Here is a 12,415-nt window from a genome sequence, read left to right on the forward strand (position 1 = left end):
AGATCCATCCCTCAAGGAGCACAACCATGACAGACGCATATCGGACGGACACACCGTCTTCCGGAGGTACCTCCACAGGAACTGCCGACGCCGTGAAGGGCGAGGCCGTGAACGTGAAGGACCAGGTCGTCGACTCCGGCAAGAACGTCGCTGCGACCGCCAAGGATGAGGCCGCCGGAGTTCTCCAGGAGGCCAAGTCGCAGGCCTCAGACCTCTTCGGACAGGTCACGAGCGAACTGCGCGAGCAGGCAGCCACCCAGCAGACACGTGCCGCCGCCGGACTCAAGTCCCTCGGAGACGACCTCGACCAGATGTCGCAGGCATCGTCGGGCGGGCTCGCAGCCGAGCTCGTCTCGCAGGCCTCCAGCCGAGCCGGTTCCATCTCCACCTGGCTCGACGGCCACGACCCCGAGTCGGTACTCCACGAGGTGAAGAACTTCGCGCGACGTCGGCCGGGCACGTTCATCGCCGTCGCCGCCGTCGTTGGCCTCCTGGCGGGGCGCATCACGCGCTCCGCAGTGGGCAACGCCGCCGACGCGAAGGAAGCCGCAGCCAAGGCGCCCACCTACAAGCCGGCCGTCGCACCGAGCGTGCACGCCGAGACGTACACCGAGCCTTTCGTCGCCGTCGGCACCACCGGCACGGCCACGGGCTCTCAGACGGACCTCGACTCCGACGTGTACTCGACTCCCGGTGGCCCTGCCGCCGGTGCGCCGACGACCACGCCGGTCTACTCCGCACTCACTGGAGACGGAACCCGCACGGGCCCCGACGATGACACCGCGCCGGCTTTCGGTGACGACGCCACCGCAGAACGTGACGGGACGTCGAATGAGTTCGGTGCCGGGAACGCCCAGCGCACCTGGGGAGACGGCAACTGATGACCGACATTCCGACACCTTCCGAGGAGAAGGCGGCGTCGACCTCGCTCGGTGACCTCCTGAGCGAGGTGACCCGTGACGTGTCCACGCTGATGCGCCAAGAGGTCGCATTGGCGAAGGCTGAACTGTCGCAGACGGCCAAGGCCGCTGGCAAGGGAGCTGGGCTGTTGGGCGGCGCCGCCGTCACAGGCCATTTCGCGCTCCTCTTCTTGACCATCGCAGGCTGGTGGGCGCTTGGCTACCTGATCGGGAATGCCTGGTCAGGGCTCGTCGTGGCCGTCATCTACGGCATCATCGCCGCGGTCCTGTACTCGAAGGGCCGCAAGGCTCTCGCGGCAGCCGAGGGCGCACCCCAGACCATCGAGACGGTCAAAGAGATTCCAGAGACATTGAAGCGAAACGAGGAGAACCGATGACGAACGACCCCGACCAGATCCGGTCAGAGATTGAAGCAACACGGGCCAACCTCGGCAGCGACGTCGATGCGCTCGCCGACAAGGTCGACCCGTCGAAGATCGCCCAGCGTCAGGCCGACAAGGCCAAGGACGCCGTGCGATCCGTGCGCGACCGCGTGATGGGCGTCGCCTCCGACGTTCACGACGACGCGAGCAACATGGGCGGCAACGTCGCGGGTGCCGCACAGGGCGCCGTCGAGAAGGCGAAGGGCAACCCCCTCGCCGTCGGTCTCATCGCCTTCGGCGCCGGATGGCTGCTCTCGTCGTTGATCCCGCCGAGCGAGAAGGAGAAGCAGCTCACCACGACGCTGACCGACGCCGCCCAGCCCCTCGTCGACGAGGTCAAGGATGTCGCCTCGACCGTCGCCGGCGACCTCAAGGAGCCTGCGCAGAACGCCGCGGCAGCCGTCAAGGAGTCGGCGACGGATGCCGTCGACAACGTCAAGGCCGAGGCCACGTCGGCAGTCGACGATGTGAAGGACCAGGCCGCGGAGTCCCGTGACAACGTTCAGAGCGCGAGCTCGAACTAGCAATACCCCTCGTCGAGCGTCGGCGCCCTTCGGGGCCCGACGCTCGACGTCGTTCCAAGAGAAGTGAGAACCACCATGTCCCCAGAACGTGCCAGTGAGAAGGCTGCGACGGCACCGTCGCCCGACGACGATCGCAAGCCCGACTCGCCCACCGAGGTGACGAAGCGCTCATGGGGCTACGTGTTGAAGAAGACACTGCGCGAGTTCACGTCCGACCAGTGCTTCGACATCGCGGCCTCGCTCACCTACTACGCGGTGCTGTCCATCTTCCCCGCACTCCTCGCGCTCACCTCGTTGCTCGGTGTCTTCGGTCAGGGACAGAAGGCGATCGACGAGCTCCTCGGCATCGTCTCCGAGGTCGCGCCGGGGTCGACGGTGGATGTCATCCGTGAGCCGCTCGAGCAGTTCGCCTCATCGCCGGCCGCGGGGTTCGCCCTCGTCACGGGTATCGTGCTCGCGATCTGGTCGGCGTCGGGCTACGTCGGCGCCTTCAGCCGCGCGATGAACCGCATCTATGAGATCGAGGAGGGGCGGCCGTTCTGGAAGCTGCGTCCGATGCAGCTGCTCGTCACGATCGTCGCCATCGTGCTCATCCTCATCATGGCGGTGGTGCTCGTGCTCTCGGGACCGGTACTCGACGCCGTCGGCGACGCGATCGGACTGGGCGCTGCTCTGAAGCTGGCCTGGTCCATCGTCAAGTGGCCGATCCTCGCTCTGGCCGTGATCCTCATCATCGCGGTGCTGTACTACGCCACTCCGAACGCGAAGCAGCCGAAGTTCCGATGGATGAGCATCGGGGCGGCGGTCGCGCTCGTCATCCTCGTCCTCGCATCCGTCGGCTTCGGACTCTACGTCGCCAACTTCTCGAACTACGACCGCACCTATGGCTCCTTCGCCGGAATCATCGTCTTCCTGCTCTGGCTCTGGATCGCGAACTTGGCGCTGTTGTTCGGTGCGGAGCTGGATGCCGAACTCGAACGCGGGCGCCAGCTGCAGGCCGGGATCGAGGCTGAGGAGGACATCAAGCTGCCTCCGCGCGACACGGTCAAGAGCGACAAGGCCGCCGCGAAGGAGAAGGAGGACGTCGAGGAGGGTCGCCGCATCCGCGAGAGCAGCGACGCGGAACGCGACTGAGTTCGGCCGAAGGCGCCCGAACGCCGGGCGGGGTTCAGGCGCCCGGTCAGAGCTCGCCGTCGTGCTCGGCCGGGGAGCTGTCGACGACGCGGTCGTCCTCGGCTGCCGCCGGCTCCGACATCCGTCGTCCCATGGCTAGGGCGTCGTTCGGTTCGTGCTCCGCGAGGAGTGGATGCTCGGTGTGCGCTCCGGTGTCGACCTGCGCTCCATCTGCCGTTGTCGAATCCGTCATGGTGCCAGTGAACTCCTGTCTGGCGCGCGTGTGTCAGGGGTTGACAGGCGCGGATGAGGAGGATTCCGTCGCCGGGTCTAGCGGCGGTCGATCTCGGCGAGGAAGTCGAGGACACGGCCGATGAGAAGCGCTGCCGCCTCCTCGTCGTGGTCGGGCAACGACGAATCCACGAAGAGATGCGTGTTGCCCGGATACAGGAACAACTGTGCGCTCGGGGTCGTGGCCAGGAGGTCGCGTGCGGCGTCCAGATCGCCGTCATCGACGAAGAGGGTGTCGGCGTCCATGGCGTGCACCTGCACGGGCAGCTGATCGGGCCAGGCCTCGCCGAACTCGGAGAGCGGCACGAAGGAGTGAAGGAGCAGTGCGCCGCGCGCTCTGGGGTCGGTCTGCGCCAGCTTCTGGGCAGGGAGAACACCGAGCGAGAAGCCCACGTAGACGAACTCGCCGGCGTCGTCGCCGAGCGTCTCGACCGCGGAGACTCCGTCATCCAGGAGTTTCTCGAAGCCGATCTCGCGGGCATACGCCAAGCCTTCGTCGAGGGTGTCGAAGGTGTGCCCGGAGTAGAGGTCGGGCACGGTGACGGTGTGCCCTGCGGCAGTCAACTGCTCAGCGAAGGCTGCGACGCCCGCGGTGAGGCCCTGGGCGTGATGGAAGAGGACGACGTCGGCCATGGGTGCTCGCTTTCGTTCGAGAGTGACCTGCTGCTTCGTATCGGATGCTACTGCGCCCCTCTGACGGGCTGCGCGGTCCTCAGCGAGCGCGGCCCTTACGCGACGTCGGCGTCAGCCGGGCTGTCGACCGCGCCGTGACGCCGCAGCGCCAACGGCAGCACCACCCAGAGCCCGAGAGCCACGACGATCACGGCTCCTCCGGCGATCCACCCGGCCGGCGCCGACAGGAGGAAATCGAACAGGAACAGCACGATCCCGGCGAACAGCAGGGAGCTCGCGGCCAGACAGGCGATCAGGATGCGACTGCCGGCGCTCACCAGCAGGGGTTTGGCATGCCGACGGAAGAGAAGGCGGTGCAGGCTCACGGGCGTGAGCGCGAGCAGCGTGAGGAGCACGGCACCGATCACCAGGGTGAGGTAGACGCCGAGGCCGAACGCACTGAGCTGGTCGAAACGTGCCTGGAACGGCAACGTGAGCAGGAAGCCCGCGAGGATCTGCGTCCCGGTCTGCAGCACACGGAACTCCTGCAGTAACTCGTCCCAGTTGCGGTCCGATCGCTCGGTCGTGGTCTCGTCGCGGCCGTCACTGGGATCAGCGTCGGCGGTGATGGGGTCGGTCACGCTGCCCTCCGTCCTGGTCGAGGTCTCGTCGCCCGAGCGTAGCCGAGATCGCCGAACGCGTTCCGGCCCTGACATCATGCGCCGACGAAGCGCCTCAGCGTCGTCGCATTGCGCACAGCGTTGCCATCTCCGTCGTTGTTGAAGTAGACGAAGACATCACGGCCCTGATCGCCCCATTCCCGTAACCGTCCCGCCCACCACCCGAGATCGGCGTCGGAGTACGAGCCACCATAGAGATGCTCGTGGTCGGGTCCGTGCATCCGAACGTAGACGACCGACGCCGTGGCCCGGAGGATGCACGGCAGACCTGCGCCGCTCATGACCACGTAGGCGGCATCGCGGGTCTCGAGCATCCGGAAGACCTCATCGCAGTTCCACGACGGATGCCGGAACTCGACCGCGACCCGGACCCACGGCGGGATCCGCTCGAGGAAATAGGAGAGGCGGCCGTCGTCGCGTTCCATCCCCGGCGGCAGTTGCACCAACAACACGGCGCGTTTGTCGCCGAGCTCGTGCCAGCCTGCGGAGATGCGGCTGATCCAATCCTCCGGCGCGAACAGCTTCTTGGCGTGCGTGAGCCCGCGAGGGGCCTTCACCGACAGCAGGAAGCCGTCGGGCAGGCGTTGCTTCCAGCTCCGGAATGCCGCAGGCTGCGGCCAGCGGTAGAAGCTGGCGTTGAGTTCGACCGTTGAGAACCGCGCGACGTAGCTCGCCAGGCGGTCTCGTGGTGGAAGGCCCGGCGCGTAGAGCACGTTCTCCCAGTGGTCGTAGCTCCACCCCGACGTTCCGATGTGGATGGCCACGGATGCCTCGTCTCAGCCCGTGACGAGTCGGGGGCGCAGTTCCCTCTCGAAGAAGTCGAAGAAGCCGTCGGCGTCCGGACCGGTGTTCATCAGCGCGACGTGGTCGAAACCGGCGTCGGTGAACTGCCCGATGACCTCGAGGTGCCGCTCCACGTCGGGGCCGCACGCGAACTGCTCGCGGATGTCGTCCTCACGCACCGTGGCGGCGGCCGCTTCGAAGTTGACCGGATTCGGCAGCTCGGCCAGCACCTTCCATCCGGCGACCGACCACGCGTTAGTAGCGTGGGCCGCCTTCACCGCAGCTTCCTCGGTCGTCGCCCAGGCGAGAGGTGCCTCGCAATAGAGAGGTCCTGTGCCGCCCGCGTCGCGGTATCCGGATACGAGGTCGCTCTTCGGCTCGACGGCGAACAGGCCGTCACCGTGTTCAGCGGCGAGGGCGATGGAGTCGGGGCCGCTGACTGCGACGGCCATCGTCGGCAACACGTCGGGCAGGTCGAAGATGCGGGCGTCCTCGAGCTTGAGGTAGGTGCCGTCGTAGTTCTGGTAGCCGCCCTTCCAGAGCAGGCGGATGATGTCGAGAGCCTCGTCGAACATGGCGTGGCGCTCGTGCACTCCGGGGAAGCCGCGGCCCACGATGTGCTCGTTGAGTCGTTCGCCCGACCCGACGCCCAGGGTGAATCTGCCGTCGGAGAGGAGGGCGAGCGTAGCCGCGGCCTGGGCGATGATGGCCGGGTGGTAGCGCACGCTCGGGCAGGTGACACCCGTGGCCAACTCGAGCGTCGTGGTCTTCGCGGCGATGGCGCTGAGAACGTTCCAGACGAAGGGGGAGTGCCCCTGAGCCTCCACCCACGGATGGAAGTGGTCGCTCATCTCGACGAAATCGAAGCCTGCCTGTTCGGCACGCACTGCCTGTCGCACGAGTTCCTGAGGGCCGAAGGCTTCGGCGACGAGCTTGTATCCGATCTTCATGCTTCGACGCTACGCAGCCCACAGTGATCGGCAAGGTGCTTGCCGATCGCGACGACGAGGTCCACAATGCAGGGCGGCTGGCCGTCAGCCGAGCAGCGTGATCTCGTGGAGCCGGTCGAGCAGGTCGGCCGGGTCGTCGAAGACGGCCCGGGCTCCGGCATCCGTCAACAGATCGCCCGAGATGCCGCCGGAGAGCACGCCGTAGGGAGTGACGCCGGCACGCACGGCCGCCTTCATGTCCCACGCGGAGTCACCGACGAAGATGGCGTGGTCGGCGTCGACGCCCGCCCGCGACAGGGCGACGCGCACGATGTCGGGTTCGGGCTTGGCGGTGTCGACGTCGTCGGCGTTCGTGGTGGCGTGGATGGCATCGTCGGCATCGATCACCGGCAACAGGAGGTCGAGCTCCTCCTGAGGGGCCGAGGTCGCGAGCACGATGATCACCCCGCGTTCGGAGAGCGTGTGCAGCAGCCCTCCTACCCCGTCGAAGGTGCGCAGCCTGGGCGCGAGTTCCGTGTAGTAGGTCGAGTTGAGTTCGGTCGCTTTCGCTGTCCAGCCGCCGTCCCTCTCGCCGACGAGAGACTCGATCAGCTGGTCGCCGTCCTGGCCGATCGATCGGTGGATGCGCCAGGCGTCGACCTCGACGCCCATGTCGCGGAAGGCGTGCTGCCAGGCCTCGACGTGCAGGTAGTTCGAGTCGACGAGAGTGCCGTCGATGTCGAAGAGGACCGCTACAGGTGGTGTCGTCATGATGTCCCTCACTCGGTTGCCGATCCACGCACAGTACGCGCCCCGATCCGGGACGACGCAGGGGTTGCGGATCGGGGCCGGTATGGGAGTCGGATCCGATCCCGGTCTTAAGCTTGAGGTGCACCCAACAGGAAGCGCCCACCCACCCCATGTCGACCAGCATCACCAGCACGACCACCGCAGATCCGCTCAGCCCAGCCGAGGTCGCCGCCCTGCGGAGCGACTTCCCCGCGCTCGCGCAACAGGTGAACGGGCATCCGCTGGTCTACCTAGACTCCGGCGCGACGTCGCAGAAACCCCGGGCCGTGCTCGAGGCCGAGCGGGACTACTACGAGAACCGCAACTCGGCAGTGCACCGAGGCGCCCACACCCTCGCGGCCCTCGCCACCGAGGACTTCGAGGAGGCGCGCGAGATCGTGGCGGCATTCGTGGGGGCATCCGCCGAGGAGATCGTCTGGACCTCGAACGCGACAGAGGGCATCAACCTCATCGCCTACGCCATCTCGAACGCGAGCCTCGGGCGCGGGGGAGAAGCGGCCGAGCGATTCAGGATCGGCGCCGGCGACGAGATCCTGATGACGGAACTCGAGCACCACGCCAACCTCATCCCGTGGCAGGAACTGGCGGCCCGCACCGGTGCGACACTGCGCTACATCCCGGCCGACGATGACGGATCGCTGCGCCTCGACGAGCTCGACGACCTCATCGGCGAGCGCACCAGGGTCGTGGCGTTCACCCATGTGTCGAACGTGCTGGGCACCGTGAGCCCGGTCGAACTGCTCGTCGCGCGCGCCCACGCCGTCGGCGCTCTCGTGGTGCTCGACGCCTGCCAGTCGGCACCGCACCTGACGCTCGACGTGCGCGCACTCGACGTCGACTTCGCCGTGTTCTCGGGGCACAAGATGCTCGCACCGACGGGGATCGGCGTACTCTACGGCCGACGCGACCTGCTCGACGCCCTGCCGCCGTTCCTCACGGGTGGCTCGATGATCACGACGGTCACGATGGAGAAGGCCGAGTACCTGGCGGCCCCGCTGCGTTTCGAGGCCGGCACCCAGCGCGTCTCGCAGACCATCGCACTCGCCGCGGCCGTGCGCTACCTCGACGCGATCGGCATGGACCGCATCGCCGCGCACGAGACGCTGCTCGGGCGGCGGCTCACCGACGGCCTGGCCGCCATCGACGGCGTGCGCATCCTCGGGCCTGTTGCCGGTGTCGAGCGCGTCGGCCTGGCCAGCATCGACGTTCCCGGCATCCACTCCCACGACCTCGGCCAGTTCCTCGACAGCCGCGGCATCGCCGTGCGTGTCGGCCACCACTGCGCCCAGCCGCTGCACAGACGCCTCGGCGTCACCTCGTCGACGCGGGCGAGCACCTACCTCTACTCCACCCCCGCCGACGTCGACGTATTCATCGCGGGAGTCGCCGACGGCATCGCGTTCTTCGGAGGCTCACGATGAGCGACCTCGCCGGGCTCTACCAGGAACTCATCCTCGACCATGCCAAGCGGCCCCACGGCTACGGCCTGGTGGAGCATCCGTCTGCCGAATCGCACCAGCTCAACCCCACCTGCGGCGACGAGATCACGCTGCAGCTGAACGTGGCAGACGATGGCACGCTCACCTCGGTGACCTGGGAGGGTCACGGATGCGCCATCTCGCAGTCGTCGGCATCGCTGCTCGCCCAGCTCTTCGACGGACTGCCCGTGTCCGAGCTGCAGCCGCGCATCGACTCGTTCCGCACCATGATGCGCTCACGCGGAACCATCGAGCCCGACGAGGATCTGCTCGGCGACGCCGCCGTTCTGAGCGGCGCCTCCAAGTTCGTCGCGCGCGTGAAGTGCGCCATGCTCGGCTGGGTCGCAGCCGAGGATGCGCTGGCCAAGCTGAAGTGAGGCTGCGCGGCCGAGCGCGCTGAGCGCCTCAGCCCGCGCCTGCCCTACTGCGGCGCCTGCCCGATGCTGAGCCAGCCGTCTGCCGAATCATCCTTCTTCGACCCGCGGATGCCGTCGGCATCTCCGCCCTTCATGGCCTTGAGCTGGCGCTCGATGTCGGAGCGCGACGCGAGCTCGGCCAGCTGGCGCTCGATGTCGGCATCCGGTGCCGCCGTCAGGTCTTTCAGTGCGCCGCTCGAGAGGAGCTCGTCCGTGGCCTGCGCGCGCGCCTGCATCTGGGCGACGCGGTCGCGAGCCCGGTCGAGGCTGACGCCGACGTCGTTCATGTTCGCGCCGATGCCGGCCACGGCCTCGTTCGCCCGCACCTGTGCGGCGGAGGCGCTGTACGTGGCCTTCATCGTCTCCTTCTCGATACGGAAGGCGGCGATCTGCTCGGCGAGGCGACGCTCGCGTTCCTGCAGCTGAGAGGTCTGCTTCTGCAGCGAGCTGTGCTGCTCCTGCAGCTTCGACACCTGACTCTCGAGGGCGGCGCGCCGTTCGAGGGCGGCGCGGGCCAGATCCTCACGGCCGTGCTCCATCGCCTCGCGGGCCTGGTCGCCGAGTCGCTGGTAACGCGAGCCCATCTCCTCGCCCTGCAGCTCGATGCGCTTCTTCGCCGTGGCGACCTCCGCCACTGCCTGACGAACCTGGTGCAGCAGCTTCACCTGCTGCTCGTAGCTGTCGTCTAGGGCGTCGCGCGGGTCCTCCATGCGATCGAGCGCCTTGGAGGTCTTGGTGCGGAAGATGGTGCGCATCCGGGCGGTATTGCTGTTGCTGTCAGTGGTCATGACTGGACTCCCTTGTTCTGGAGGCGATCGGTGGGTGACGTGCGGAGGGGTGCGGTGTAGGAGGGCCCTGCGAAGCGGCCGTCGACGGCGTTCAGGTTGCGGAGTTCCTCGACCCCGGCATGCAGCGCTGCGACCTCGCGGTCGACCTCGGCGCGGAGAGCCACGAGCGAGTCGCCCGTCGGGTCTCCGAGTCCGGCGGCAACGGATGCCCGCAGACGGCGGATCATCTCGGAGACCTGCTCGACGCGAAGGCCCGCCGCCGGAAGCTCTTCAGCCAAGGCTGCGGCATCGGTCTCGGTCTCCATCAGTCGCAGCTGCGACTGCAGTGCGACGCCCTCGGCCTCGATGCGGCGGAAGATGCGCGGCAGCTCGCCGCGGCGACCGTTGGTGCGCACGGCGAGGTCGATGGCCGCGCGCCCGCTGTCGAGTGCGTCGTTGAGCTGCAGCTGCAGAGCGAGCACCTTGCGCTGCGGTCCCCAGCTGAGGCTGGCCCGGCCCTTGAGCACGGCTCCGTTCAGGGCCCGGCTGCGGCGGATGCGACGGTAGACCGCCCGCACCACCAGAACGATCGTGGTGACGGATGCCGTCACGATGAGCGCGAGCGAGAGGAGCACCGACATCAGCACGTCCATCAGCGCGTCTGCCCTGCCGTCGTGCAATTCGAGTCAGTCGTGCGCTTCGAGTCCATGGATGCCCCCTCGGTCACCGCCGCGTGGCTCGGGTGTCCGAGCGCAAACGCGATATAACGCAATCTACGCTCGGAGAGTCCGAAGCCCAAGCACTCTCGCCAGATACTCAGATCCGGGAAAGGCTCGGACTGAGGGCGCATCACCCCCACGGCATACCGCGCGACCTAGGGTTGAAGGGTGCCCCAGGATTCGAACGATCCGTCCCAGCTGTTCCGCGACAGGCCGTGGCTGGCCTCCTACGCCGAGGGAGTCCCGGCCGACATCGACGAGCCGACCGAGACGCTGGTCGACATGCTCGATGCCTCCGTCGCGAGGTTCGGATCGAAGGTCGCGCTCGAGTTCTTCGGCGCCCAGACGACGTACCGCGAGCTGGGGGAGCAGGTCTCGCGCGCGGCCGAAGGGCTGCGCAGGCTCGGTGTCGGCCCCGGCCATCGGGTCGCCCTCGTGCTGCCGAACTGCCCGCAGCACGTCGTCGCCTTCTACGCGGCGCTGCGCCTCGGTGCCATCGTCATCGAGCACAATCCCCTCTACACGGCCCGCGAACTCAGGCACCAGTTCGAGGATCACGGGGCGAGCGTGGCGATCGTGTGGGACAAGGTCTACGACCTCGTGGCCGACATGCCGAGCGACGTGAAGCTCGCGCACATCGTGTCCGTCGACATGACGGATGCCCTTCCCTTCGGAAAGCGCCTCGCCCTCACCCTGCCGATCAGGAAGGCTCGGGAGTCGCGCGCTGCGATGACCAGCACGCCGAAGGCACGCAGGGTGTTCACGTGGGATCGCCTCGTCGGCGGTCACAGGGTGTCCAGGCGCGTCATCCGACCGTCCATCGACGACACCGCCCTGCTGCAGTACACCAGCGGCACCACAGGCAACCCGAAGGGCGCGATCCTGTCGCACCGCAACCTGCGGGCGAATGCTGCCCAGGGACGCGCCTGGGTTCCCGGCCTGACCGAAGGCGAGGAGACGTTCTACGGTGTGCTGCCCCTCTTCCATGCCTACGGCATGACGCTCTGCCTGACGTTCGCCATGAGCATCGGCGCGAAGCTGGTGCTGTTCCCCAAGTTCGACCTCGACCTGGTTCTCGGCGCAATGAAGAAGTCCCCGCCGACCTTCCTGCCCGCAGTGCCGCCGATCTACGACGCGCTGGCCCGGGCGACCAGTCGCAAGGGCGTCGACCTGTCGAGCATCCGTTTCGCCATCTCCGGGGCCATGAGCCTGCCCGTCTCCACCGTCACACGATGGGAGGAGGCGACCGGCGGCCTGCTCGTCGAGGGCTACGGCATGACGGAGACGTCGCCGGTGGCCGTCGGCAATCCGATCGGCCCGTCACGTCGGCCGGGCACAGTCGGTGTGCCCTTCCCGAGCACGCACATCCGCGTGGTGGATCCGGATGCCCCGACCGAGGACCGCGCCGCGGGGGAGCCCGGCGAGCTGCTGCTGCGCGGGCCGCAGGTCTTCCAGGGCTACTGGCGGCGGCCGGAGGACACCAGGGCGTCGCTGCTCGAGGGCGGATGGCTGCGCACCGGTGACATCGTCACGGTGTCGGAGGACGGCTTCGTGACGGTCATCGACAGGGTGAAGGAGATCATCATCACCGGCGGATTCAACGTGAGCCCGTCGGAGGTGGAGGAGGTGCTGCTGAGCCACCCCGACGTCGCCTCGGCGGCCGTGGTCGGCCTTCCGCGGGCCTCCGGCGGAGAGGACGTGACGGCTGCGGTGGTGATGCGCGACGGCACCAGCTTCGACGGCGGTGCGCTTCGCGACTACTGCCGTACCCGCCTGACCGCCTACAAGGTGCCCAAGAAGGTGGTGCAGCTCGACGCCCTGCCGACATCGCTCATCGGCAAGGTGCTGCGCAAGAAGGTGCGGGAGTCGCTGATCGCCGGTCGCAGCGCGTAGGGAGTCCCACCCGCCGTCGGCAAGCCCCCGACGAGTGACGCGCCGATCCCGTACGGTG

14 protein-coding genes and 1 pseudogene are annotated in these 12,415 nt (G+C 67.8%); 7 read left to right on the forward strand and 8 right to left on the reverse strand.

The genetic code is table 11. From position 1 onward, the window contains the following. Nucleotides 1–26: 26 nt before the first annotated feature. The 4 genes from AADV74_RS00925 to AADV74_RS00940 all read left to right on the forward strand — a co-directional run bounded on the left by AADV74_RS00925 (nt 27) and on the right by AADV74_RS00940 (nt 3,000). Nucleotides 27–881: a hypothetical protein gene (locus tag AADV74_RS00925; RefSeq protein WP_342110911.1), complete on the forward strand. Its 855-nt coding sequence runs from the start codon at nt 27–29 to the stop codon at nt 879–881. Then, a complete protein-coding gene (locus AADV74_RS00930; protein WP_342110913.1) occupies nt 881–1,297 on the forward strand; it encodes a phage holin family protein in 417 nt (138 codons plus the stop codon). The genes AADV74_RS00925 and AADV74_RS00930 overlap by 1 nt, the downstream gene beginning before the upstream one ends. Next, on the forward strand, nt 1,294–1,866 hold the full coding sequence (locus AADV74_RS00935) for a DUF3618 domain-containing protein (protein ID WP_342110916.1): 573 nt from the start codon (nt 1,294–1,296) through the stop codon (nt 1,864–1,866). The genes AADV74_RS00930 and AADV74_RS00935 overlap by 4 nt, the downstream gene beginning before the upstream one ends. Nucleotides 1,867–1,941: 75 nt before the next feature. Further along, nucleotides 1,942–3,000: a YihY/virulence factor BrkB family protein gene (locus tag AADV74_RS00940; RefSeq protein ID WP_342110917.1), complete on the forward strand. Its 1,059-nt coding sequence runs from the start codon at nt 1,942–1,944 to the stop codon at nt 2,998–3,000. Nucleotides 3,001–3,046: 46 nt separating this feature from the next. Here AADV74_RS00940 and AADV74_RS00945 read toward each other — a convergent pair whose 3' ends face one another. The 6 genes and pseudogenes from AADV74_RS00945 to AADV74_RS00970 all read right to left on the reverse strand — a co-directional run bounded on the left by AADV74_RS00945 (nt 3,047) and on the right by AADV74_RS00970 (nt 7,045). Next, nucleotides 3,047–3,232, reverse strand: a complete 186-nt coding sequence (locus AADV74_RS00945; protein ID WP_342110919.1) for a hypothetical protein — start codon at nt 3,230–3,232, stop codon at nt 3,047–3,049. Nucleotides 3,233–3,309: 77 nt separating this feature from the next. Next, nucleotides 3,310–3,906: pseudogene (locus AADV74_RS00950) on the reverse strand (dienelactone hydrolase family protein); the annotation flags it as partial. A gap of 92 nt (nt 3,907–3,998) precedes the next feature. Continuing rightward, on the reverse strand, nt 3,999–4,523 hold the full coding sequence (locus AADV74_RS00955) for a DUF6328 family protein (protein WP_342110920.1): 525 nt from the start codon (nt 4,521–4,523) through the stop codon (nt 3,999–4,001). Nucleotides 4,524–4,597: 74 nt separating this feature from the next. Further along, on the reverse strand, nt 4,598–5,326 hold the full coding sequence (locus AADV74_RS00960; protein ID WP_342110922.1) for a DUF72 domain-containing protein: 729 nt from the start codon (nt 5,324–5,326) through the stop codon (nt 4,598–4,600). Nucleotides 5,327–5,338: 12 nt separating this feature from the next. Beyond that, nucleotides 5,339–6,295, reverse strand: a complete 957-nt coding sequence (locus AADV74_RS00965) for a TIGR03557 family F420-dependent LLM class oxidoreductase (protein WP_342110924.1) — start codon at nt 6,293–6,295, stop codon at nt 5,339–5,341. An 84-nt stretch (nt 6,296–6,379) separates the two neighbouring features. Further along, the gene (locus AADV74_RS00970) at nt 6,380–7,045 is read right to left on the reverse strand and encodes an HAD family hydrolase (RefSeq protein WP_342110927.1); all 666 of its coding nucleotides are present in this window, start codon (nt 7,043–7,045) and stop codon (nt 6,380–6,382) included. A gap of 149 nt (nt 7,046–7,194) precedes the next feature. Here AADV74_RS00970 and AADV74_RS00975 point away from each other — a divergent pair, with 149 nt between their 5' ends. After that, entirely contained in the window at nt 7,195–8,505 is a 1,311-nt protein-coding gene (locus AADV74_RS00975; protein ID WP_342110929.1) for a cysteine desulfurase, read from the forward strand. Further along, nucleotides 8,502–8,939: a Fe-S cluster assembly sulfur transfer protein SufU gene (sufU, locus tag AADV74_RS00980; RefSeq protein WP_135118688.1), complete on the forward strand. Its 438-nt coding sequence runs from the start codon at nt 8,502–8,504 to the stop codon at nt 8,937–8,939. Before AADV74_RS00975 ends, sufU begins: the two co-directional genes overlap by 4 nt. A 44-nt stretch (nt 8,940–8,983) precedes the next feature. On the opposite strand, the gene AADV74_RS00985 is transcribed toward sufU, so the two are convergent. Together AADV74_RS00985 and AADV74_RS00990 are read right to left on the reverse strand one after the other, a co-directional pair. After that, nucleotides 8,984–9,766, reverse strand: a complete 783-nt coding sequence (locus AADV74_RS00985; RefSeq protein ID WP_342110935.1) for a PspA/IM30 family protein — start codon at nt 9,764–9,766, stop codon at nt 8,984–8,986. Then, entirely contained in the window at nt 9,763–10,398 is a 636-nt protein-coding gene (locus AADV74_RS00990; RefSeq protein WP_342110937.1) for a hypothetical protein, read from the reverse strand. Before AADV74_RS00990 ends, AADV74_RS00985 begins: the two co-directional genes overlap by 4 nt. Nucleotides 10,399–10,632: 234 nt before the next feature. Here AADV74_RS00990 and AADV74_RS00995 point away from each other — a divergent pair, with 234 nt between their 5' ends. After that, nucleotides 10,633–12,357 (forward strand): long-chain-fatty-acid--CoA ligase, encoded by a 1,725-nt coding sequence (locus AADV74_RS00995; RefSeq protein WP_342110939.1) that lies wholly within the window; start codon nt 10,633–10,635, stop codon nt 12,355–12,357. Nucleotides 12,358–12,415: the final 58 nt, after the last annotated feature.

The organism is Leifsonia stereocauli (genome assembly GCF_038432415.1).
GTDB lineage: Bacteria > Actinomycetota > Actinomycetes > Actinomycetales > Microbacteriaceae > Orlajensenia > Orlajensenia stereocauli.